Raw genomic sequence first — 22,924 nt, 5'->3', positions numbered from 1 at the left:
ACCTCCCGTGCACTCGCCCGTCGCGCGGTCACGACGCCGTCCGCTTCTGGAGCGAGTTGCGGTTCAGCCGTGACCGCCACCGGTCCGGCGGATCCGGTCGGCGTCGTGGGTGATGGTGTCGACACGAGCCGCGAGGTCGGGGTGTCCGGCCTTGAGATGGGTGTAGGTGGCGGCGAGTGGGCTGATGAGGTTGGCGGCGTCGTTGTCGGCGAGGGCCTCGGCAAGGCGGGTCAGGGGGGCGCGGGCCGGGGCCGGGAGGTCGGTGAGGGCGGTGATCTGGCCGGCGAGTTGTCGTAGGTCGGCGGCGTTGGTCCTCGCCCAGGCGGTGACGGTGCGGTCCGCGGCGCGGCGGCTCCGGGTGGCCTGTACGCGCTGTTCGCCGGTGGCCCCGGGAGCGCCGGGGCGTACACGCAGATAGCGCCGCTCCGCGGCTTGGCGGCTGGCGACCCCCAGGGGGTGGGCCAGGTCCGCCCAGCTGGAGCCTGCCGCTCGGGCTGCCTCGATCAGGCCGGGCTCCCAGCCGGCGAGCTGGTCGCGCAGTTCACGAAGAAGGAGGAGCGCGGCGAGGGCTTGGTCCGCACCGGCTTGCCCGTCCTGGTCCTCCGGACGGTTCGCGGTCCGGGCGGTGCGCAGGGCCTCGTCGATCGCGTTCAGCGCTGCCGCGGCGGCGAGGAACGAGGCGGGGTCGCGGGGCTCGGGCAGAACACTCATGCAGATCCTTCCAGTGCGTCACCCATCGGACGACACGTCGCTTGTCATCGTTTCGATGACATGCTACAACGGTGGCAGACGAAGCGCATTGGCAGTTTCTGCCAGACCAGTGGAGGTGTTTTCGCGATGTTGATGCGCACCGACCCGTTCCGTGAACTCGACCGGCTCGCCCAGCAGCTCACGGGTGTGACCGGCACGTGGTCCAGGCCCTCGGCGATGCCGATGGACGCCTACCGGGAGGGCGAGGAGTATGTGATCGTCTTCGACCTGCCCGGTGTCTCGAGGGACGCACTCGACATCGATGTCGAGCGGAACATGCTCACCGTCAAGGCCGAGCGCCGCCCGGTCGTGAAGGCGGAAGACGTGCACATGGAGCTCTCCGAGCGTCCCCTCGGCGCTTTCTCCCGCCAGCTGGTACTGGCCGACACCCTGGACACCGAGCGCATCACGGCCGACTACGAGGCAGGGGTGCTGACCGTGCGCATCCCGATCGCCGAGCGCGCCAAGCCCCGCAAGATCACGATCGGTGGGGAATCCGAGCACAGGCAGATCAGCGGCTGAGGCATCCGAGTACGCCACGCCCAGCCGGCCGCCTGCCCGACACCTTCGCAGTGGCCCTGCGGGTGACCGCGGCATGGACCGAGGGAGCTCCCGCACGGACCGCGGCCTGCTGAGCGTGACCGCCGATGCGGCGGGCGAGGAACTCACCCGCCGCATCCTGCTCCAGCGCCCCGGGGCTCGGCCTCCTTCTCGGACGTCCAGGACACCTGAGCCCGCAGGAGCGCGACCCATCGCAGAATCCCCCGTTCGCCCTGCCCGCCGACGACGACACATCCCTCCGAACGAGAAAGGCAACCACTCCGCGATGCTTCCACTGCTCGACCAGGCCGCTGCCCGGCCCGGCACGACGTTCGACCAGATGGTGGAAAGGATCCGGTACGAAGGCGCGTACCCCACCCGGGAGCGGGCCGAGGACGTCACACGTGCCGTGCTGGCAGCCCTGGGCCGTCAGCTCATCGGCGACGAACGCGTCGAGCTCGCCGCCTGCCTCCCCACCGAGGCCGCAGCCGTCCTCACCGGTCAGATCCCGGACCACCGGCCCCTCACCGGCTGGGGTTTCGTCAAAGACCTGGCCACCCGTACAGGCGGCACCCCCGCTACCGCCCGCTGGGACACCGGAGCCGTCCTCGCCGTCATACGCCACCTGGCCGGCCCCGGTCTCGTGGACCGCGTCCTCGCCCAGCTCCCGCCCGGATACGCCTTGTTGTTCGGCCGCGCGGAACTCACCCAGGCCGCATGAGCGTTCGCGGCGGAATCGGACGGGGCCGTCAGTAGCGTGCTGAGGGCCGGGGCCGAAGGGGCAGGGCTCCGGTGATGTCGTCACCGGAGCCCTGCCCCCGCCCTGTTTCTTCCGCCGGTCGAGGCAGCCCGGCCAGGTCGAGCAGCTCGTGCAGACGTTCAGCGGGCAGAGCGGGGTTGGCGGCTGCCCCTTCGGCATGCTCCGGGGTGTGGAGGAGCGATGCGATCAGGTCGGCAGGAAGGAGTCGGCTGGCAGCCGCCGCTCGACGTACGCGGGCCTCGGGGTCGGTGAGCAGGTGGAGCGGCGGCTCGGCGAGGCCGGTGTCGGCGGCGGCCAGGGCGCGGACGTCGGGGTCGGCGTGGCCGAGCAGGTGGTGCAGCCCGGTGCGGGGCAGCCGGGAAAGGGTGAGCAGGTAGGGACGTTGGCGCGGCACGGCGATGAAGGCGTCCAGGACGATCTCGGGCGGGGCGAGCGGGTGGTTACAGGCGAGCAGATGGCGCACATCGTCGTCGGGATCGCCGGCCAGGCGGTGGACGACCTCCTCGGGCAGCCGGGGACAGCCGGCGGCGACGCGGCGCATCACGGGATGCTCGGACGCGGCGCACGTCTCGTACCAACTGGTCGGCGGCTCGATGAGCATCTCGTCGACCGCACCGACACCCTCGGCCGTCCGGCCGGTGATCCGGTTGATGGCAGCGCGCTCGGGCCAGGTACGCGGCAGTGGTCGCAGCAGCGCCCGGCTCCGCACGGTGACGTCCGGGTCATGGGCCAGTTCGGCCAGCAGCTCCGGATCGAGGTCTGCCCTGGCGGCCACCTGTTCACGCACGTCGGGATCGGGGTCGCGCGCCAGCCGGACGACGATGTCGCCGGGCGTGTGGGGATTACGGGCGAGCGCTCCCAGGTCGCGCCGGTCCGCGAGGCACTGTGCGGCCACGGTGCTGGACACCGCGTAGTTGACGAGCAGGAGGGACCGATGGTGGCAGCTGACTTCCGGCAGGTCCTTCTCCATCGCCGCCGGGTCCAGTACCCGTCCGCTTCTGAGCGCCGCTTCGCGCACCACGGGCTCCGGATCGCGCAGGAGCGTTTCGCGCTGCCCAGGTGTGAGCCACAGCCATAGTCCTGTTGCCTGGTACCGGAGTTCGGGGTCCGGGTGCTCCGGCATCCGGCGGCGGAACGACGGTGAGATCTGCCCGGAGACCTGCAGTTCCTGTCTGATTTCGTCGGCTGTGAGCAGGTGGCCCTCACTGGTGTCGTCCTGCGCGGTCAGCAGGCGCTCCAGGACGCGGTCGGGCAGCGCCTCGGCCCTGCCCAGGCGCGGGCGCGGGCCGGAGGCCAGAGCCGCACGGACGAGAGGATCCTCGTCGTCGACCAGTCGGCCGCGCTGTTCGGCGGACGCGTGCCGGTTGCGGGCGAAGCGGCGGCGGATCAGGCGCTCCGGGTGCGCGACGACCACCTCGACGACGTCCGGGGGAAGAGCGCGCTCCCCGCAGAGGATCGCCCAGGTGGCGCGAGCCTGCTCGGTCAGCAGCCGGAGCAGAACCTCGGACGGGGCGGCGGGATTGGCTGCGACGCCGCGCAGCCACAGCTCTGCGAGAGGGGAGGGCATCAGGACATTGTGGCAGTGACCGAGGCGCCGCGTCGGCGTGAACTGTCGCTGATGCTGGCCGGTGCCCAGCTCGGCATCACCGTGTGCACCCTGGGCCTGGGCTCGGTGTCCAACCCCGCGATCTCCCACGAACTGGACCCCTTGCTGCAGAAGCTGGGTCTGCCCGCCGCGCTCAGTTACGGCGTGGCGTTCGCGGTGGCGGTGCTCGTGGTCGTCTTCCTTCAAATGGTTCTCGGCGAGATGGCACCCAAGTCGTGGGCCATCGCTCATCCCGAGCGCTCCGCGATGCTGCCGGATCGGTGCACGCGCGTGACGACCTGCTGGCCCGCTACCTCCAGCCCCAGGCGGCGTGACCGCCGCCTTGCACCGAGCGCCCCGGTCCTTCCGGGGCGCTCACCGGCGTGCCCGGGACATCGTCACCGTTGTGCGGATGAGGCGAGCATCGGCAGTGAGAGGGTGTCGGCCAGGGCCTGCTGACCGGCGATGTTCGCGTGGACGCCGTCCCCGGTGTCGTAGGGCGGGTTGATGGCGTTGGGTCGCAACGGGTCCTTGAGCACCTGGTCGAAGCCCATGACGCCGTCACAGGTGCCGCCGCAGTTGTTCCACTTCGAGACGAACGAATTGACGGTGTGGCGGATCCTGTTGTGTTCATCGGTGTAGCCCGGCCGGGGGGTCACCGGAGTCACGAACACCTTGATCCCAGCCGCGTGCAGGCGGCGGAAGGTGTCGCGGTAACTCGCCAGCACCTGTGAGGCGTCGCACCCGGCGGGCAGGTCGTTGGTGCCGTAGTAGTAGAGGACTCCGGTGACTCCGTGGAGGGCCAGGACGTCCCTTTGCAGCCGTGCCCGCGCGTCGAGCCCGCGGAGGGGCTCAGCGAGTGCCGGGCAGTCGGCGGCGCTGGTGGTGCCGTTGACGCCGGCGTTGGCGACGGCGAACTGCCGGGTGGGAGGCAGTTCCGAGGTGATCCGCCGGGCGAGGCCGTCGGTCCAGCGCCGGTTGGCACCGAGCTGTGTGCAGCCGGAGCCGCAGTCGGTGGATCCGACCCCGTCGACCACGGAACTGCCGTACGCGACGAGACTGCCCTTCAGTCGCGGGTTGTGCACGTCCACAGCGGTGACCAGGTACGTGGAATCGGTGGTCTGCGTGTAGGCGGCGGCGCTCGTGTCCTGGGTGTGGTCGCCTGTGCCGGGCGCGGTCAGGTAGTTGGTGCGAAAGGCGGTCCGGTGCAGGCCGGGGACCACGGTGCCCGAGACGGACAGGGAAACCGCGACATCGCCCTGGGCACGGGTCGTCAGGGGGGTGGCGTCACTCCAGAGCTCGCCGCCGGCCGGTATGACGGCTTCGCGCCGGCCGGTGAAGGTGACGGGTCGGGGGCGCCCTCGGGTGGCAGCGCTCCTTCCGTCGGTGAGCCCCACCGTGGCGGCCTCCACGGTGAGCGGGGTCGTGCCGAAGGTGTTCTGGATCCGGATGCGCAGTGCGTCACCTCCTTGGCTGAGATGGCTGATCATGCGGACGGTCTGGTCGCGCAAGGGGGTGGCGGCGACGTCGTGTTGTGCGTTCGCCCAGGACGTGAACCAGTCGCGCGCGCCGGGGCGCAGGCCGGACTTGGTGTCACCCGCGGCATTCGTCGTCGGCGCCGAGACAGCGAGGGTCGCCGCTGTCACGGTGGTGACCAGGGCGATCAAGACGCGCCTGGCCAGGGGTGACCGGGCGCGGCGGGCTCCGGTGAAGGGTGCATCGATCAAGGACTTGCCTTTCCGTGGAGAGTGGGAAGAGATCCACAGCCCGTCCGGCCCGAGGCCTCACGCACGAAGAGCCCGTTTCATGATCTTGCCGAGGTCGTTGCGGGGTAGCTCGGGCAGGTAGCGCACGATCCGCGGTCGTTTGTGCGGAGCGAGACGGGCTGCGACGTGTTCGGTCAACTTCCGTGCGTCCGGACGGCGTTGCGGGTCAGTCGGGACGATCCACGCCACGATCCGCTCGCCGAGGTCGGCGTCCGGCTCGCCCGTCACAGCCGCGTCCCGCACGCCGGGGTACTCCATCAGCGCGTTCTCGATCTCGCCGGCGCCGATCTTGTAACCGCCGCTCTTGATGAGATCGGTCGCTCTGCGGCCGACGATCCGGACGTAACCGTCCTGATCACGGACCGCCATGTCCCCTGTACGGAACCAGCCGTCCTCGGTGAACGCCTCGGCGGTGGCATCGGGCCGGTTGAGGTACTCGGTGAAGAGGTTCGGGCCGCGCACCTGGATCTCGCCCACGCCGTCCGGCCCGGTACCGATGAGTGCCCCCGCCTCGTCGACGAGCCGCAACTCGACCTCGGGCAGGGGCACTCCGACGGTCCCGGCCCGGGGTTCACCGTCCGCGCGCACACTGGTGTTCATCAGGGTTTCCGTCATCCCGTACCGCTCGATGACGGTACGGCCGGTCGCCGCCTCGATGCGGTCGTGGTCGCGCGCGGGAAGCGCGGCCGATCCCGACACGAGCAGGCGCGCACCGGCCAGCGCTTCCGCGAGCGCGGCGTCCCCGGGCACGGTGGAGAGGGCCTCGGCGATGCGGTGGTACATGGTGGGCACCCCGAACAGCATCGTGGCTCCGGTGCTCAGTTCTCGCGCCACCCCCTCCGTGCTGAACCGCCCCAGATGGCGCACCGATCCCCCGCGCCGCAGCGGGCCGAGGATCCCGAGGATCAGCCCGTGCACGTGGAACAGGGGCAGCGCGTGCACCAGCACGTCGTCGGCGTCCCATCCCCAGGCGTCCTGGAGCGCGTCGAGCGTGCTGGTCAGGGCTCGCCGCGGCAGGACGGCTCCCTTGGGCGGTCCGGTGGTGCCGGAGGTGTAGACGATCAGTGCCGGATGGTCGGGGCCGGGCTCAGCGGGTGGTGCGCCCGCTGGGCCCGTGGTCGCGTCGATGTTCGTGCGAGGTATGCCGTCCAGTTCGGCGGGGAGTTCGTCACCCGCCGCGGCCAGTACCAGTGACGGCGCGCTGTCGGCCACGACGTGCGCCAGCTCGCGCCCGCCGATCCGTGGGTTGAGCGGCACCGCCGGTACTCCGGCGAGGAGCGCCGCCACCACTGCGACCGCGGTCTGCGGAGTCGCCGTCGCCCACACGGCGACGCGGTGGGCCGTACTCAGGGTCGCGGCGAGGGAGCCGGCCCACACCGCGAGTTCCGCGTACGACAGTGTCCGGTCTCCGAAGCTCAGGGCGGGCCGCGAACTGCCGTCGGCCAGTGCGGGGAAGAGTGCGGTGGGGCGATTCACGCGTCGTACTCCGATCGACGGGCCGTCAGGAGGTCGAGAGCCACGGCTGCTCGGAGTCACCCGAATCCCGGCACCACCAGGACGAGCCACGCCAGGGCGGGCACCACCGCGACCACGACCCCGCCGTACACCATCAGCTGCCTGAAGAAACGATCTCGGTCGACGTCCGGCGCCGCGGCGAGAACCAGCGCGCCGTTGGTCGAGAAGGGGCTGACGTCCACCACGGTCGCCGACACCGCCAGCGCGGCGATCATTCCGACCGCCCCGATCTCTCCTTGCGCGAGGAACGGCACGGCCAGCGGGATCAGCGCACCCATGATGCCGACCGACGAGGCGAACGCCGATACGATCGCGCCGATGTAGCACAGCAGCAGGGCCGCGAGCAGCGGGACGCCGATACCTCCGACTCCCTCCCCGGCCCATGTGATCGTGCCCATCTCCTCGAGTACGCCGACGTAGGTCAGTACGCCGCAGATGAGCAGCACCGTGGGCCAGGCGATCGAGCCGACCGCCTTACGGCTGGTGTCCGGCCATACGGCACTGATCAGCACCGCGAGCGTGATGGCGGTCAGACCCGCGTCCAGATCGAAGACGAGGACGGCGACGACCAGAACGAGGAGCGAGACAAGGGTGGCCGTGCGGGGCGCGTCGAGCCGGGCACGGCCCTCCTCCACGGGAGACCCGGGCGAGCCGTCGTCGCTCTCCACTGTGCGGTGCCGGGCCGGCTTCAGGCCTCCGAACAGCACGAACACCACCCCGGCGATCACCAGGTTGGCGACGAGCGAGGCGAGGAACAGTGCGATCTCGTTGCCCGGCAGGTTCTCGCGCTCCACGATGCCGTTCACGATCGAGCCGTAGATGCTGATCGGGGAGAAACCGCCGCCCTGCGCCCCGTGCACCACCATCGCGCCCATCAGAAGCGGGCTGATGCCGTAACGGACGGCGAAGCTCAGCGCGATCGGTGCGACGATCGCCACCGCGGCCGGACTGACCGCGCCGATCGCGGTCAGCGCCCCGGTGATCACGAACATCACCCAGGGAATGAGAGCGATACGCCCGCCGACGAGGCGGATGGAGGCGTGCACCAGCCAGTCCGTGGTGCCGTTCGCCCGGGCGATCGCGAACAGGTAGGTGACGCCGACCAGGACGACGAAGAGGTCCCCGGGGAACCCGGCGAAGATGCCGTCGGCGTCCAGGCCGGCGGCCAGCTCCCCCACCGCGAACGCGGCGGCGAAGGCGAGCGCGCCCATGTTGATGGAGCGGGTGGTGGCGATCACGAAGACAACCACGAGTACGAGGATGGAGATGAGTTCCGCGGACATGTGCGGGCTCCCGTCCTGGGTCGACCCTCATTGGTCTGGTGGATGAGCCACTTGGCCTGTTGACGGCACTCAGAGTCGGGGGGGCGGATACAACCGTCAAGGGGTTGCACAGAATTGGTCCAGCCACTGGACCGCGCGGCGCTGCTAGGCTTCCGGTGCCAGGGAGGCGTGGGGGCCTTCCGGAACAGGGGCAGGGGATGTCCGACGCGCTGCGGCCCATGGGCCGTACTCGACTGTACGAGCAAGTGCTCGACCGGCTGCGTTCCTATGCTTCCGAGAGTGGTCTGGTGGCCGGCGACAGGCTCCCGCCGGAGCGCGACCTCGCTCAGCGCCTGGGAGTCTCGCGGGCCTCGGTGAAGCAGGCCATCGTCGTCCTCGAGGTGCAGGGGCTCGTCGAGGTGCGCCACGGAGGCGGCACCTACCTCCGGGGCGACGGACTGGACGCCGAACCCGTCGAGCGGCTCGTCGAACGCCGGCGCAGACTGCCCGACGTACTGGAGGCACGTGAGGCGCTGGAGACGAAGCTCGCCGAACTCGCGGCCGAGCGGCGCACCGAGCAGGACGTGCTGACACTGAGGGCCTCGCTGGCCCATATGGCCGCAGAGATCGCCGACGGCGGCCACGGCGTCGAAGGTGACCGGCGTTTCCACGCCGCGGTGACCGCTGCGGCCCACAGCGCACTGCTCGCCGAGTTCATGCGGTCCATCGCCGACCAGATCGCCGAGAGCCGGCACGAATCCCTACGCCAGCCCCGCCGGCCCGGCCGTTCCCTGACTCAGCACCGGGCGATCCTCGACGCGATCGAGGAACGGCGCGGCAAGGCCGCGGCCGCGGCGATGCGGCGCCATGTCCGGACCGTCGCGAAGGTGAGGCTGCTGGACTGGAATCCCGAGCCGGGCACCACCGAAAGGGCTCCCTGAACCGCGGTTCCAGGTGACCGGTTCGATTCCCGGCACCTCGCACCCCTCCCCCCAACTTCTACAGTGTTGTAGATTCAAGGGGCTGGTCATCACCAGGCCGCCTCTCGACCCGGGGTGCGGTGCGAGCACGCGCGAAGGGAACAGCACCATGGGTGTCAGTCTGGCCAAGGGCGGCAACGTCTCGCTCAGCAAGGAGGCCCCCGGCCTGACCGCCGTCCTCGTCGGCCTCGGCTGGGACGCGCGCAGCACCACCGGCACCGACTACGACCTCGACGCCAGCGCGCTGCTGGTGGACGGCACCGGAAAGGTGCTCTCCGACCAGCACTTCATCTTCTACAACAACCTGAAGAGCCCTGACGGTTCCGTCGAGCACACCGGAGACAACCTCACCGGGGAGGGAGAGGGCGACGACGAATCCCTCAAGGTGGATCTGACCGCCGTCCCCGTCGAGGTGTCGAAGATCGTCTTCCCCGTCTCCATCCACGATGCCGCCGGCCGCGGCCACAGCTTCGGCCAGGTGCGTAACGCGTACATCCGCGTGGTCAATCAGTCGGGCGGCGCCGAACTCGCCCGCTACGACCTGTCCGAGGACGCTGCGACCGAGACCGCCATGGTCTTCGGCGAGCTCTACCGGCACGGCGAGGAATGGAAGTTCCGCGCCGTAGGCCAGGGTTACGCCTCCGGACTCGCCGGAATCGCCTCCGACTACGGCGTCGGAGTCTGAGCCGTCACCCCCTCCGGTCGGCGGCCGTACGGACCACCCGGCCGCCGGTCCGGGCACCACTTCGCCCACGAGGCGTCGACAGCGAGCCGGAGACCGCCACACCGGGCTCACGAACGCCCGTGCGTTCGTGAGCAGTTACGAATGGGGATACCTCTCATGCATGCGCCCGACCGGCTCGAGGCGGAACACGGAGCGGACTTCGAACAGGTGGTGCGCCGTGCCCTGGACACGCCGGAAATCCGGGCCGCGCTGAGGCACCGGGACGCGGAGACCGACGCCGAGCGTCTGCGCACCCAGGCGCTGATCGCAGCCGAGGCCATCGCCGCTGAGGCCGCCGCCGAGTACCGCTACTACCTCGGGCTGCGGGCCCGCGCAGAAGAGTCCGCGGCCCATCGCCCTGCCCGGCGACGAGATGCGGACGCCACCACGGGCAGCGGACTGCTGAGCGCGATGGCCGTGCTCACGCCACTTCTGTCCGCCACCGCAGCGGCTGTATTCCTCCTGCTCGGCTACGGCCTCCGACTCATCGGCACGCAACGGCAGCTCGCGGCTTCCCTCGTGGGAACCGGCTGGATCGCCGCGGCGCTGGCCGCACTCGCGGCGCTCGCCTCCGCGACCGCCCTGGTCGTCACCGCCGCGCGGCACCGTTACACCCCTGACGACGCCCCGCACCCCCTCGCCCCGTCCGTCGCCGCGGCTCACCAGGCGTGGCGGCAAGCGCTGCTGGAACGCGGACTCCTGCCGTTCCTGCGCGAACGCCTGAGCGGTCAGGACCGCAGTGCCGCAGATCAGTCACCGCCCCGCCGGCCCGCCGCGGGCCCGCTTCCGCAGGACCGCGGCCCACTGGGCTGGACCAGCCCCGAGTTCGCGAGCCCCGACTTCACCGGCCCCGTGACGCGCTCCCGGAACTGACGCGCGATACCGCGGCCAGCGACGCACCTCGAGCCAGGCTTCTCGTCGTCACATCGGCTTCCGGTGTCCTCGCCCGCTCCGTGGGCACGTCGGCCCGTGTGCCCAGGGAGCGAGGCCATGTCGATGAAGCATCCGGGCGGGCTCCTCATCACCACCCGTCTCGGCATCGCCGGGGCGTTCACGGGTGGCCGGAACGACTTCTTCGACCTGGCCACCTGGGGCGCGGCCCTCGGCGTATCCCTGCTCCTACTGATCGCGTACCGCGTCCTTCATCGGCACCTCGCGCGGCCGAGCCACAAGCGGTACCACGCCGGACCGTCCGCCGATCGGCCCACAGCCGCCGACGTTCCGCCGGCGCCACGGGCACCGTGGTCCCACGGACACGTCACCACATCGCACGCGCCGCCTTCCGCAGGGCCTCCCCGGCACCGGGCGTGGTCGTCCTGACACTGCCGGCGTGAGGTCGGCCTCCCGCTCCGCGCGACGGCGGGCACTCCGAGCGAGTTGCCGTCTGCACAGCGTGACCCGCACCATGGAGTTCTCGTCCGGAGGCTGACTCATCCGGCTCATCCGGCCTCGTGCCGGGGACGAAAGGCGTGCCACTTATGGCCAGGTACTTCGAGAACGGCGCCGGCGAACTGGCCTCCGACGCGCTGTCCGGCTTCGCCCGCGCGCACGCGGACCTCATGGAGTACGACTCCGCCGACGGGTACGTCACGGCTCTGCACACCGCGCCGACACGGCGGGTGGGGATCCTTTCGGGCGGTGGCGCAGGACACGAACCCCTGCACGTCGGCTACGTCGGGGCAGGCATGCTCGACGCCGCCTGCCCCGGCAGGATCTTCGCCTCCCCGCACAACCGGCAGATCTTCCGGGCGTCCCTCGCGGTGGCGAGGCCGGAAGGCGTGCTGCACGTGGTCAAGAACTACACAGGAGACCGGATCAACTTCGGCATCGCAGCCGAGCGGCTCTCCGACGCGGGCATCACCTGCGCACGCGTCCTCGTCGACGACGATCTCGCCTCCGACTCCGAGGAGATCGCCGCCGGGCGCCGCGGTACGGGTGCCACGATGCTGGTGGAGAAGGTCCTGGGCGGCGCCGCGGACAGCGGGATGGGACTCGACGGGCTGGTCGGGCTCGGTACCACACTGGCAGGCCGGTGCCGGACGCTCGCTGCCGCTTCCGCCGCTCACCACGCACCGGCCGACGGCGAGCCTGCGTTCGCCCTGCCGTCCGGCGAACTGGAGTACGGCGTCGGAATCCACGGTGAACGCGCAGGCCGAACGAGGAGCCAGGGGCGTGTGGGTGCGCTGGTGGAGGACATGACGGGTGCACTGCTGGACGCGTTGCGCCCTGGCCCCGAAGACCCGGTCATCGCCCTGGTCAACGGTCTGGGCGCGGTCACCCCTCTGGAGCTGTACGGCGTATTCGGTGAACTGGTCCGGATTCTCGACACCCGGCGGGTGCGGCTCGCCCGGCACCTCGTGGGCGACTACGTCACCGCCCTCGACATGCGGGGCTTCTCCCTGACCCTCATGGTCGCCGACCGCGCCGTGCTGGATTTCTACGATGCGCCGGTCCGCACTCCGGCGCTGCGGTGGTGAGCGGCAGACCTGCCGGGCTCCGGACAGGTCGCGACAGACGCAGGAGGACGACACCATGACGCTCGCCGCCTTCGACGGCACGCAGACCCGTTCCTGGGTGCACGCTTTCGCCGCATCGGTGTATGCCACCGAGCCCGAACTGACCGCGCTCGACCAGCGGGCGGGCGACGGCGACTTCGGAGCGAATCTCGCAGCCGGGGTTCGGGCCGCCGGTCTGCTACTCGACCGGATGCAAGCGCCGGCCGGCCCCGCAGAGATCCTGGGCACCCTGGCGCACGCCTTCCTCGACGAGATCGGGGGCACCAGCGGCCCTTTGTTCGGTCTGTTGTTCCAGGCGTTGAGCAGGGCCGCCACCGGCTCCGGACCCGGCCTGACGACGGCCGTACTCGCCGACGGCACCGCCCGAGGGCTGGCCGCCATCCGCCGTGTGGGTGACGCTTCGCCTGGGGACAAGACACTGGTCGACGCACTTGCTCCAGCCGCCGCCGCGTTGCGGACGGCGCGGGACACGCCGCCCGCGGCGGCCTTGACCGCGGCGGCGGATGCCGCCTGGCAGGGGGTCCGGGACACCGCGTCCCTGACCGCGCGCATGGGCCGGGCAAGCTACCTGGGTGCACGGGCGACCGACATCCCCGATCCCGGCGCGGTGGGCATCGCCCTGTTCTTCGCCTCCGCCACCGCCCCCGTGCACACGCTGGCGCCCCGTCTGCCCACGGGCTGACCGCGTACCGCCGGGCCGAGGCTGCCGTCCCCGAGCCGCTCTACACGCCGATCCGGCTCCTGGCCCACGCCACCAGCTCACGGTCGGCCAGGCTCGGGACCCACAGGTCGGCCTGCTCCGACTCCGGACCCGGCGGGCGCGGTCCGATTCCGACGACGCGAAGACCCGCCCGGCGTGCCGACTCCATGCCGGTGAGCGAGTCCTCCACGGCCAGGGCCTCCTCGGGCGGTACGCCACAGAGGCGCGCTGCCACGCTGTAGACATCGGGCTCCGGCTTCGGCCGTACCTCCTCTCCGGCGACCACGACATGGTCGAAGCAACTGAGGAGCCCGGCTCTGCCGAGGCATGACTCCACCATCTCTCGGGGGCAGTTGCTCGCCACGGCGAGAGGGCGGTGGCCGACAGCCAGACGGACCAGTGCGGCAGCACCGGGCATGGTGACAGGGTCCTGCTCGACCAGTGCGGTGAAGGTGGTGAGCAGCGTGTCGGCCAACTCGTCCACCAGGTCCGGCTTGCCGGTCTCCTCGGCCATGAGCGCCCCGCACTCGGTGAAATGGACGCCCTTGGCCCGGTCGGCGAAGCCGGCCGGTGGTTTGAGGCCGAATGCTCGGAATGTGGCGCTCCGGGCCTCCTGCCAGTGTCGTTCCGTGTCCATCAGGGTCCCGTCGCAGTCGAAGACGATGGCGGAGGGAGACCACGAAAGAATGGGATGAGCTGTCATGTGACTGCCGTTCTCGAAGGCCGCGTCGACCGGTTCGGCACGCGGGCGCGGGCTGGTGCCGGGATGCGATTGATCCATTCGGAGAAATGAGGCGGAATTGCGCGTGACACATCACACCTGCGCCGCACGGCATCGCTGTGCGCGCCATGAAGACGCAACCGTCCCTTTCGACCGAAGCCGAAACATCGTAGCGATTACGTTAATTTGGCCCCCAGTACTCCGCAATCACCATTTCGAGTGACGGAATTACCCAGGACGACCATGGCCGCACCCCCTGGAACAGGGCGGTGACGCCACTGCGGAATGCGATCGCCACGCCTCATGAGCAGTGACTTCGAGGGGCCGCCACCCTGCCGGCCGGACAGAAGTCCACACACCTTCAGAAACGATTCTTCACCGTCGGCAAAAAAAGATGAGAGTGAGCCGCGAGCAAGCACGGCCGAATAATAATAGGATCTTCCGCGCGCCACGTGGGGGCTGTCCGCGACAGGGCCCCGGACCCACTCACCGCGATTCTTGGAACGCTTGAGCGAAGGTGGAACTGTAGTGCAGGACAGAGCCCGCGAAACCCGTAAAGCACTGCTCGAATCAGCAGCACATCTATTTGTCGAACGAGGATATACGGGAACGAGCGTCAATGACATAAGTGATCACTCCGGAAAAACCAGCGGAGCGATCTATTTCCATTACTCCAGCAAGGAGAACCTGGCACTGGCCGTGGTCCGCGAGCAGTTCGCCACCTGGCCACAACTCGTCGCCCCCTACACCGCGCCCGGCATTCCTCCGCTGGAGAAGCTGGTCGGTCTCAGCTTCGGTGTCGCGCGATTCCTCAGCGAAGACGTGGTGGCACGCGCGGGCGCACGCCTGTGGGCGGAACGCCGTGCCATCAACGCCTCCGTTCCCTCGCCGTTCGACACCTGGGTACTGGCCGCCACCCGGCTTCTCGCCCAGGCCCGCACGCGAGGCGAGCTGGCTGCAGGAGTGGAGCCGTCGGCTGCGGCCGTGACGCTCGTGTGCTCCTTCTTCGGGCTCTGCACTCTGACCGACGAGGTGCCGGGTGTGCGGAACTGGAGGACGCGACTGGACCAGTGGTGGCTGCTCATGCTCAAGTCCCTGCAGGCGGACCCGGATCCGGCTTCCCTGCTCGCCTGCGCGCGGGAGCGGTTTTCCGCGCCGCAGCCGAATCACCCGGCTCCGCGCCGAAGCTGACGGGCACCCGCCGGGACCGAGGGGCAGCCGCCGCGCGCACACTGCGTCGCCTCGGGGCGAGAACGCGATCCGGGTGCGGCTTCGGGTGCCGGCTCGGCCTGCTCAGGGTGAGCCGATTCATCCGGCCGGACACCGACCGGACTTCCGGCGCCCGGCGCGCGTCCTGGTCCGCGCGTCGAGCGACGCACCGGGTGCCGAGGCAGGGAGAGCACGGAGACGGGCGTGACAGCAGGCAAGCACTGGTGCACCGGGGGGCCACGTCGTCGGCCGGCGAACGGACGCGCTGCCGACGGCGACGGGCAGTGGGCCGCCGTCGACGTCGGCGGCCCACGGGCGGGGCGTGAGGTTCCGTACGCTCGCGGCCGAAACCGTGCGTCCTGATGGGCGCGACCCGGGTGTAGCCCTTTGTGGTCCGTCCGCCACTTCTCGTGAGCCTCGGGAGCCTTCCAACGGAAAAGCCCCTGTTGTTAACAGAGGCTTTAACGCTGCCCGGGCAGGTCAGGCCGACAAAAGCAACGTAAAACGGATAACCCCAAGATTGGGGCTCCCCAATCGGCACATCGTGGGCTTAACTTATGTCTCATGACCTCCCCCCGCTCCACCTACGGCAGCGGCTACTACGCCGCGCCGTCGTTCCCCGACACCCCGATCTACGACTCCCTGGTCGCCGAGCGGGGGACCCCTCAGATCGCACCGATCCGGGTCCCTGCCGCCTACGACACCGGGAACAGCTACCTGCCGGCTCTGCCGTCGGCGCTCCCGGCCCTGCCTGCGGCCCCGTCGCAGCACACCGGGTCCTACGGCTACCCGCAGCAGGCGGCACAGCCGCAGTTCCGAGACGCCGGTACGCAGCAGGCGCCGATGATGCAGCCCGCACAGCTTCAGCACGCGCCGGCGCCGTACATCCCCCAGCAGCCTTCCGCGCCCCGCGGTTATCAGCAACCGCAACCGCAACAGCAGCAGCGGCCCGGCACGGGGTACGAGGCGATGCGTCCCGCGTCACCTCGGCCCGCGCCCGCTCCGGCTCAGTCGCCGTACGAGGATCCTTACAACCGTCCGTACCAGGGCCGGGGGTACTGAGCCGCTGCCGGCGGCTGTCAGTGGCGGCTGGCAGGATGAAGGCATGCTTTCGCCCGCACTCGGTGCCGTACGCATCCACCCGGTCAAGTCACTGCGAGCACGCGCTTGTGACGAGGCCGCCGTCGAGCCATGGGGACTCGCCGGCGACCGCCGCTGGATGCTGATCGACAGCGGAAGCAGAGTCGTCACCCAACGTCAGCAGCCCCGTATGGCGCTGCTGTCCGCCGAGCTCCTGCCCGGTGGCGGACTCGTCCTGTCCGCGCCCGGAAGCCCGTCGCTGACCGTGGAGGTGCCCGATCCGGCCCGCACCGTCACCGCTGAGCTGCACCGGAGCAGGGTGGAGGTGGTGAGCGCGGCGGACACCGCTCACGCCTGGTTCGGCGCACGTCTCGGTGTGGAGGTCCGGCTCGTCCATCTCGACGCGCCGTCGCACCGCAGACCCGTCGATCCACAGTTCGGGCGGCCGGGCGAGACCGTGTCGCTCGCTGACAGTTTCCCGTTGCTCCTCACGACGTGCGCCTCGCTGGACGCGCTCAACTCGTTGGTGGCGCAGGGGGATCACCCACGAGAGGGGCCGCTGCCGATGAACCGGTTCCGGCCCAACGTCGTCGTGGACGGGACAGCGCCGTGGGCGGAGGACACGTGGGAACGGATCGCGATCGGGGAGGTCGCCTTCCGCGTCGTGAAGCCTTGCGGACGGTGCGTCATCACGACCACCGACCAGCGGACGGCGGAGCGGGGCAGGGAGCCGTTGCGCACGCTCGCCCGACACCGCCGGGACGGCACGCACGTCCTCTTCGGCCGGCACATGATCCCGGAGGGCACGGGGGTCATCCGGGTCGGGGATCCGGTGCGGGTCCTGGACTGACCGCCCGGACCCGCGGCTCCCCGGAACGCAGGGATGACCGGTAGGTGTTGAGGGCGTGAGGTTGCTCTCTCTTCGTCCTCGTCGGACGTGATCACGGCCCTGTCGGGTTATCACGGACAGGGAAGGGGGTGCATGACTGTGCGAGCGGTTCTGGGATTCCGGCGGTGGCGGCACAATCCCGTGTGCCGGGCCACCGACCGCCACGAGGTATGGGTGGCGCTGGTCGCCCTTCTGCTGATGTTGCTGGCGGCACCGGTGCTCGGCTGGAAGGCCGGCGCACTCGTCGACGACTCACTCCGGCAGGTGGTGCGGACCCAGCACCAGCAACGCCATCTCACCGCGGCCGTCGTGGTCAGAGCGTCCTCGGACACGCCGCGCTTCGCCCGGGATCCCGAGGTGGCCGTCACCGAGGACTCCACGCGCACCTCTGTGGTCGCCGAATGGCGTGCCCCGGACGGTACGGCACGTACGGGCACGGTGTCGTCGGCGCCCACGGAGACCGCGCCGGGCTCCCGGATCCGGGTCTGGACGGACCACCGGGGTCACCCCGTGATGCGTCCCATGGACACCTCCACGGCTCACACCCACGCGGTTCTCGCCGGCGTAGGTGTGGCACTGCTCGCCGGCGGTGCGACGGAGATCTCCCGCCGGCTCGTCGTATGGCGCATGATGCGACAGCGGTACGCGCGGCTGGACCGCGCGTGGGCCGAAGTCGGCCCCGACTGGGGCAGAACGGGTACGGGCAGCTGACACCTGGGCACGGGGCCCACCTCGTGCACGGCCGAGTCGGACTCGTCATCAGGCGGCCCGTCAACTCGCGCCCGTCGCGCGCGCTACGGTGGACCGGCCCGCCCGACTCCTCGGCAGGCGGGCCGGAGGGCCGCCGGTGAACCGGCGGCACCCGCGGACAGGCACGAGGCAGCGCACACGGCACGAGGTGGGGGCACAGCAGCACCATGGCACAGGGCACGGTCCAGGTGACGCACACCGGCACATCCCGATGGCGACGCCGTACGGGCGAATACGCTTCCCTCACCGCCGCTCTGGAGGCCGCAGCCGACGGTGACGTCCTCACCGTCGCTCCGGGCACCTATCGGGAGAACCTCGTCATCGACCGCGCGGTGACGCTGCGCGGCCCCGAGGGCTCCGCCGGCTCCGTGAGGATCGCACCGGCCGACGGGGTCCCCCTGACTGTCCGCGCCTCCGCCGTCGTCCAGGACCTCCATGTGGAGGGCCAGGATTCGGCCGCTCCCGCGTTGCTCGTCGAAGAGGGTACTCCCGAGCTGTCGGATCTGCGCATCGTGACCAGATCGGCCGCCGGCCTGGAGGTCCGGGGCTCGGCCAGGCCCACCGTGCGCCGCTGCACGGTCGACAACCCGGCCGGTGTGGGCATCGCCGTACTCGACGGTGCCGGCGGCGTGTTCGAGGAGTGCGAGGTCGTCTCGGCCGGGCAGTCCGGTGTCTCGGTGCGCGACGGCGCGCACCCGCGGCTCGACCGCTGCCGTGTTCACCATGCCTCGGGTGCGGGGTTGAGTGTGACCGGGGAGGGCAGCGGCCTCGAGGCGGTGGGCTGCGAGGTGTACGAGATCAAGGGCAGCGGGGTGCAGGTCACCTCCCGCGGTTCCGCGCACCTCACGGACTGCACCGTGCACCGCACGTCCGCCGACGGGGTCACCCTGGACACCGACGCGGTCCTCACGCTCGCCGACTGCGACATCCACGACATCCCGGAGAACGCGGTCGACCTGCGGTCCCGTTCGGTGCTCACCCTGACCCGCTCCACCGTCCGCAGGTTCGGCCGCAACGGCCTCTCGGTCTGGGACCCGGGCACCCGTGTCGATGCCAACCAGTGCGAGATCCACGACAGTACGGGCGACTACCCGGCGGTGTGGGTCAGCGACGGGGCCACGGTGATACTCGATGCGTGCCGCGTCCATGACGTGCCCGACGCCCTCTTCGTCCTCGACCGGGGTTCACGCGCGGACGTCGTGGACAGCGATCTGTCCCAGATCCGCAACACGGCGGTGTCGGTGAGCGACGGGGCCACCGCCCAGCTCGATGACTGCCGGATCCGTGAGGCGTCCACCGGAGCGTGGTTCCGTGACCACGGCAGCGGGGGCACGCTGAACAACTGCACCATCGACGCGGCGCAGACCGGGGTCATCGTGACGAAGGGCGCCGACCCGACCATCGAGAGGTGTACGGTCACCTCGCCCGCGGAGGCCGGCTTCTACGTCTCCGCCGAGGGCCGCGGCACCTTCGACGGCTGTCGTGTCACGGGGAGCGAGGGCTACGGCTTCCATGTGATGGACGGCTGCCGCTCCACCCTCACCCGGTGCCGGACCGAGCGCTGCGCACGCGGCGGTTACGAGTTCGCCGACGGCTCGGGTGGCGACGGCCACGCGGGCGGCCCGGTGGCGCGGGACTGCACCAGCGACGAGAGCGGTCTGCGCGGCACCACTCCCCCGGCCCCCGCGGTCCTCACGGCGACCCGGACCACGCCCGGGCTGCTCGGCGCGATACCCGGCCGGCCGGCCGCCGAGCCCGCCGCCCCTCCGGTTCCCACCGAGCCGGCGCGCGACTCGGGCGCCGTGCTGGGCGAGCTCGACGCGCTGGTGGGCCTGGACAGCGTCAAGCGTGAGGTGCGGGCACTGACCGACATGATCGAGGTGGGCCGCCGTCGCCGGCTGGCCGGTCTGAAGGCGGCGTCGGTGCGCCGGCATCTGGTCTTCACCGGGTCCCCGGGCACGGGCAAGACGACCGTGGCCCGGTTGTACGGGGAGATACTGGCCTCGCTCGGTGTCCTGGAGCACGGCCATCTCGTCGAGGTCTCCCGCGTCGACCTGGTCGGCGAGCACATCGGGTCCACGGCCATCCGCACCCAGGAGGCGTTCGACCGGGCACGCGGCGGCGTCCTGTTCGTCGACGAGGCGTACGCCCTGTCGCCCGAGGACTCCGGTCGCGACTTCGGCCGGGAGGCCATCGACACGCTGGTGAAGCTGATGGAGGACCACCGCGACGCCGTGGTGGTGATCGTGGCCGGGTACACGCACGAGATGGAGCGCTTCCTCACCGTCAACCCCGGGGTGGCCTCGCGTTTCTCGCGGACCATCACCTTCAGCGACTACGAGCCCGAGGAGTTGCTGCGGATCGTCGGGCAGCAGAGTGACGAGCACGAGTACAGCCTGGCGGAAGGGACGAGGGAAGCGCTGCTCAAGTACTTCACGGCGCTTCCCAAAGGCCCGGCCTTCGGTAACGGCCGAACGGCCCGTCAGACCTTCGAGTCGATGGTGGAGCGCCACGCCGGCCGGGTCGCCCAGCTCACCGAGCCGAGCACGGACGACCTGACCATGCTCTACCCGGAGGACCTTCCGGCGCTGCCCTGAGGGGCGCCGCCCCCGTCCTCCGCACCCGCGCCCGCCTGCTGGGGCACGACGGGCCCGAGCCGCTCCAGGAGTACGGCGCGCTCCACGGCGAAGACGGGGTCGGCCTGGTAGTCGGAATGGCCCAGAATCGGTTCCGGAAGCGGGTATTCGACTGTGCGGCCGTAGACCAGCGGGTCCTTCAGCGGCCCCCGGTCCACCTCGTGGCCACCGCCCTCGTCGATCCGGACCGGGCCACCGATCGGGTCCGTCGCACGCCAGAGGTTGCGCCAGCAGTGCACGGACCGCTGCAGCCCTTCGAGGGGGGCCCGGCCGAAGTAGGCCGGGAACCAGCGCCCGTACAACCGCTCGATCGGGGAACCGTAGGTGAGCAGTGCGACCCGGCGCCGGACCGGGTCCGGTAGCTGCCACACCGCCGCCGCGGCGAGCACGCTGCCCTGGGAGTGGCCGGAGATGACGAGCCTGCCGCGGGTGCGCCCCGTCCAGGCGCACATCCGGGACGACAGGTCCGGGACGGCCCGCTCGGCGTAGCAGGGCGGCGCGAAGGGGTGGGCCGCGCGCGGCCAGAAGGTGCCCACGTCCCAGAGGATGCCGATGGTGCGCCGGGCGGAGACGTCACGGTAGGCACGACGGCCGAAGGTGACGAACAGTATGACCCCGAAACCGGTCAGCCAGGAGCCGGTCGACTGGGCCGTCTCCGCCAGCGATTCGACGAACGGGCCCGTGCCGTCCATCGCCAGGCCGGGGACCTTCCCGGTGAGCCAGGAGCCGGTCACCGCTCCCGCCCCGAGCAGCAGGGTGGCGGCGGACAGGAGTCCGAGGATCCCAGGTGCGGAGTCGGTGAGCGCGGCCGTGGCCCGGGTACGTGCGATCCTCTGGGTGCGTCCGGGCTCGGGGGACCTCTCCTCGTACTCCGCCTCGATCACGGGGCCCAGTCGGCGGGCGCGGCGCATGGTGCGGACCGCCAGCCAGATCACGGGCGGGAGAAGGAGCAGCAGCAGCACAGGGATGACGGAAGCCTGCCAGCTGAGCAGTACGGGCGGTCCTCCTATGGCGGCGCCGGCACCCATGCCGGGGGTTCCGGGGCCGTCGAGCCAGTCGGCCACGCGCTGGGCGATCCCGCCGGTCATCACACCGCCGAGGGCGCAGGCCAGCATGGCCACCGAGGGGCCCCCGAGACCGTGAAGGGTGGTGCGCGGCTCGGGGGCGCTGCGGTACAGGCTCAGGGCCGCCACCGCGAGTAGGACCACGAGGATGCCCTGCCCGAGCGCGAGTGCGCGGAAGGCCGCCTCCCCGGGGAGGGCGCCCGAGGACACCCAGCCAGGACGTGACCAGCCGGCGTACGCCAGCGCGCAGAACAGCAAGGTGAGAGCGGCGCCTGGCAGGAAGGTGGTGACAGCCCGGTCGAGCCGGTTGTCGAGGCGTCGCTCGCTGCGCCCGCGGTGGCATACGACAGCGACGACGACGAGGGCGCACAGGACGATCCCGGCCTCGAACAGGACGCCGATCCCGGCGGGTACGGGGCTGTCTGCCGCCCGGTCGTGCCGGGCCGCCGCGCCGCCGACCGCGGCCGCGACCGTGAGGAACCCGGCCGCCGTGTGCGCCGCGCGCAACCGGGCCACCAGCCTGCGTCCGTACCAGAAGCCGGGCCTGCCGAGGGCGGGGCGGACCAAGGGCGCGCCGGACCGCGCGGCTGCGTCCGTGTCCGTGTCCGCATCCGCGCTGTCCGGTCCGTCCCCGGTCAGGGGCCGCTGTGATTCGTAGGCGCTCCACGTGCGGTTCGACAGGTACCAGAGCAGCCCCACCAGGGCGGCGGGCACGAGTGCGGCGACGGCGAGCCGGCGTCCTGGCTGGGCGAACCATCCGTCCTGCCGTGCGGACAGGAAGCCGAGCCAGGAGCGCTGTGCGGCGCACTCGGGTGTCCCCGCGCACTGCCAGGCCACCAGGTCGAGGGCGACCTCGCAGACAGCGGCCGTCAGCAGCACGGTGAGGGTGAGGGCGACGAGCCGCACCAGGACCCCGTAGAGCCGGACCGTCCGGGTGCGCACCCTCGCGGTGGGGCGCATCCAGTGGGCGAGGTTGACCACCATGAAGGGCAGCAGCAGCAGCCAGAGCGCCCGGGAGCCGTTGCCCGAGGTGAGGTTGGACCAGCAGTAGGCCTCGGCGATCGGCCCGTCCCGGTGACGCTCGGGACGCTCTTCGGCTCCGACGTCCTCGGTGCGCCGGTGGACGGCGGCTGTGCCGTCACCGGTGATCCTGGTCGTACGCGGGTCACCGAGCATCTCCTGCGGGGTGGTTCCGCCGACACCGTGGACGAGCAGTTCGAGTGCGGCGCCGCTGCTCTGCGCGGCCTCGGTCTGGGGTGCAGGGGACAACGGTGACTCGCTCTCTGATCCGTCCGGCTCGCGGCCGGCGGGAGGGGCGGCTGGGATCCGATCTGATGTGCAGTCACCACCATCGCGGACGGGAGGCTCCTGCCGCACCGCCTCTCACCGAATCTCCCCAGTGGACCGGGCCGCGGGCGTGCGTGGCAGGATGAGTGCGTCCCGCAGGACCGCTGCCGGACCGTGCGGACAGAGCGAA

General features: G+C 71.0%; 20 protein-coding genes and 1 pseudogene. 14 read left to right on the top strand and 7 right to left on the bottom strand.

All coding sequences use genetic code 11. The features are described 5' to 3' along the window. Positions 1 to 63: 63 nt before the first annotated feature. Positions 64 to 711 (bottom strand): type III effector protein, encoded by a 648-nt coding sequence (locus tag ACFYSH_RS30155; protein ID WP_359474070.1) that lies wholly within the window; start codon positions 709 to 711, stop codon positions 64 to 66. Between the two features lie 126 nt (positions 712 to 837). On the opposite strand from ACFYSH_RS30155, the gene ACFYSH_RS30150 reads away from it, so the two are divergent. Together ACFYSH_RS30150 and ACFYSH_RS30145 are read left to right on the top strand one after the other, a co-directional pair. Then, a complete protein-coding gene (locus ACFYSH_RS30150) occupies positions 838 to 1,272 on the top strand; it encodes an Hsp20/alpha crystallin family protein (protein WP_359474068.1) in 435 nt (144 codons plus the stop codon). 304 nt (positions 1,273 to 1,576) lie between these two features. After that, a complete protein-coding gene (locus ACFYSH_RS30145; protein WP_359474065.1) occupies positions 1,577 to 2,011 on the top strand; it encodes a DUF2267 domain-containing protein in 435 nt (144 codons plus the stop codon). Positions 2,012 to 2,039: 28 nt separating this feature from the next. Here ACFYSH_RS30145 and ACFYSH_RS30140 read toward each other — a convergent pair whose 3' ends face one another. After that, on the bottom strand, positions 2,040 to 3,617 hold the full coding sequence (locus tag ACFYSH_RS30140) for a hypothetical protein (protein WP_359474062.1): 1,578 nt from the start codon (positions 3,615 to 3,617) through the stop codon (positions 2,040 to 2,042). Between the two features lie 36 nt (positions 3,618 to 3,653). On the opposite strand from ACFYSH_RS30140, the pseudogene ACFYSH_RS30135 reads away from it, so the two are divergent. Further along, a pseudogene (locus ACFYSH_RS30135) lies at positions 3,654 to 3,908 on the top strand (CNNM domain-containing protein); the annotation flags it as partial. 125 nt (positions 3,909 to 4,033) lie between these two features. On the opposite strand, the gene ACFYSH_RS30130 reads toward ACFYSH_RS30135, so the two are convergent. From ACFYSH_RS30130 to ACFYSH_RS30120, 3 genes are read right to left on the bottom strand one after another with little or no spacing between them, the layout of a single operon-like run. Next, a complete protein-coding gene (locus ACFYSH_RS30130) occupies positions 4,034 to 5,362 on the bottom strand; it encodes an SGNH/GDSL hydrolase family protein (RefSeq protein WP_359474059.1) in 1,329 nt (442 codons plus the stop codon). A gap of 57 nt (positions 5,363 to 5,419) precedes the next feature. Continuing rightward, a complete protein-coding gene (locus ACFYSH_RS30125; protein ID WP_359474056.1) occupies positions 5,420 to 6,877 on the bottom strand; it encodes an acyl-CoA synthetase in 1,458 nt (485 codons plus the stop codon). A 56-nt stretch (positions 6,878 to 6,933) separates the two neighbouring features. After that, entirely contained in the window at positions 6,934 to 8,199 is a 1,266-nt protein-coding gene (locus ACFYSH_RS30120) for an SLC13 family permease (protein WP_359474053.1), read from the bottom strand. A 197-nt stretch (positions 8,200 to 8,396) separates the two neighbouring features. Here ACFYSH_RS30120 and ACFYSH_RS30115 point away from each other — a divergent pair, with 197 nt between their 5' ends. The 6 genes from ACFYSH_RS30115 to dhaL all read left to right on the top strand — a co-directional run bounded on the left by ACFYSH_RS30115 (position 8,397) and on the right by dhaL (position 13,080). Continuing rightward, complete coding sequence (locus tag ACFYSH_RS30115; RefSeq protein WP_359474050.1) at positions 8,397 to 9,119, top strand: FadR/GntR family transcriptional regulator; 723 nt, start codon at positions 8,397 to 8,399, stop codon at positions 9,117 to 9,119. Between the two features lie 148 nt (positions 9,120 to 9,267). Continuing rightward, positions 9,268 to 9,843 carry a TerD family protein gene (locus ACFYSH_RS30110; protein ID WP_388756536.1) on the top strand — a complete coding sequence of 192 codons (576 nt, stop codon included), beginning with the start codon at positions 9,268 to 9,270 and terminating at the stop codon, positions 9,841 to 9,843. A 156-nt stretch (positions 9,844 to 9,999) separates the two neighbouring features. Beyond that, positions 10,000 to 10,755, top strand: coding sequence for a hypothetical protein (locus tag ACFYSH_RS30105; protein ID WP_359474044.1), 756 nt, complete (start codon positions 10,000 to 10,002; stop codon positions 10,753 to 10,755). Between the two features lie 117 nt (positions 10,756 to 10,872). Beyond that, complete coding sequence (locus ACFYSH_RS30100) at positions 10,873 to 11,202, top strand: GlsB/YeaQ/YmgE family stress response membrane protein (RefSeq protein WP_388756533.1); 330 nt, start codon at positions 10,873 to 10,875, stop codon at positions 11,200 to 11,202. A gap of 158 nt (positions 11,203 to 11,360) precedes the next feature. After that, a complete protein-coding gene (locus ACFYSH_RS30095; RefSeq protein ID WP_359474041.1) occupies positions 11,361 to 12,359 on the top strand; it encodes a dihydroxyacetone kinase subunit DhaK in 999 nt (332 codons plus the stop codon). A 55-nt stretch (positions 12,360 to 12,414) separates the two neighbouring features. Further along, positions 12,415 to 13,080, top strand: a complete 666-nt coding sequence (dhaL, locus tag ACFYSH_RS30090) for a dihydroxyacetone kinase subunit DhaL (RefSeq protein WP_359474038.1) — start codon at positions 12,415 to 12,417, stop codon at positions 13,078 to 13,080. 40 nt (positions 13,081 to 13,120) lie between these two features. Here the strand turns inward: dhaL and ACFYSH_RS30085 are convergent, their stop codons facing one another. Beyond that, positions 13,121 to 13,801 (bottom strand): HAD family phosphatase, encoded by a 681-nt coding sequence (locus ACFYSH_RS30085; RefSeq protein WP_359474035.1) that lies wholly within the window; start codon positions 13,799 to 13,801, stop codon positions 13,121 to 13,123. Between the two features lie 546 nt (positions 13,802 to 14,347). On the opposite strand from ACFYSH_RS30085, the gene ACFYSH_RS30080 reads away from it, so the two are divergent. From ACFYSH_RS30080 to ACFYSH_RS30060, 5 genes are all read left to right on the top strand, one after another. Beyond that, positions 14,348 to 15,010 carry a ScbR family autoregulator-binding transcription factor gene (locus ACFYSH_RS30080; protein ID WP_359474032.1) on the top strand — a complete coding sequence of 221 codons (663 nt, stop codon included), beginning with the start codon at positions 14,348 to 14,350 and terminating at the stop codon, positions 15,008 to 15,010. 582 nt (positions 15,011 to 15,592) lie between these two features. Further along, positions 15,593 to 16,090, top strand: a complete 498-nt coding sequence (locus tag ACFYSH_RS30075; protein WP_359474029.1) for a DUF6643 family protein — start codon at positions 15,593 to 15,595, stop codon at positions 16,088 to 16,090. Positions 16,091 to 16,133: 43 nt separating this feature from the next. After that, positions 16,134 to 16,958 carry an MOSC domain-containing protein gene (locus tag ACFYSH_RS30070; RefSeq protein ID WP_359474026.1) on the top strand — a complete coding sequence of 275 codons (825 nt, stop codon included), beginning with the start codon at positions 16,134 to 16,136 and terminating at the stop codon, positions 16,956 to 16,958. Between the two features lie 132 nt (positions 16,959 to 17,090). Then, a complete protein-coding gene (locus ACFYSH_RS30065) occupies positions 17,091 to 17,708 on the top strand; it encodes a hypothetical protein (RefSeq protein ID WP_359474023.1) in 618 nt (205 codons plus the stop codon). A 206-nt stretch (positions 17,709 to 17,914) separates the two neighbouring features. Continuing rightward, the gene (locus ACFYSH_RS30060; protein WP_359474020.1) at positions 17,915 to 20,344 is read left to right on the top strand and encodes a right-handed parallel beta-helix repeat-containing protein; all 2,430 of its coding nucleotides are present in this window, start codon (positions 17,915 to 17,917) and stop codon (positions 20,342 to 20,344) included. Here the strand turns inward: ACFYSH_RS30060 and ACFYSH_RS30055 are convergent. Beyond that, positions 20,314 to 22,716 carry a hypothetical protein gene (locus tag ACFYSH_RS30055; RefSeq protein ID WP_359474017.1) on the bottom strand — a complete coding sequence of 801 codons (2,403 nt, stop codon included), beginning with the start codon at positions 22,714 to 22,716 and terminating at the stop codon, positions 20,314 to 20,316. The genes ACFYSH_RS30060 and ACFYSH_RS30055 overlap by 31 nt on opposite strands. Positions 22,717 to 22,924: the final 208 nt, after the last annotated feature.

It is taken from the genome of Streptomyces sp. NPDC005791 (assembly GCF_042871485.1).
Taxonomy (GTDB): domain Bacteria; phylum Actinomycetota; class Actinomycetes; order Streptomycetales; family Streptomycetaceae; genus Streptomyces.
Note: the sequence above shows the minus strand (reverse complement) of the source record. Positions and strands in the feature narration are given on the sequence as shown.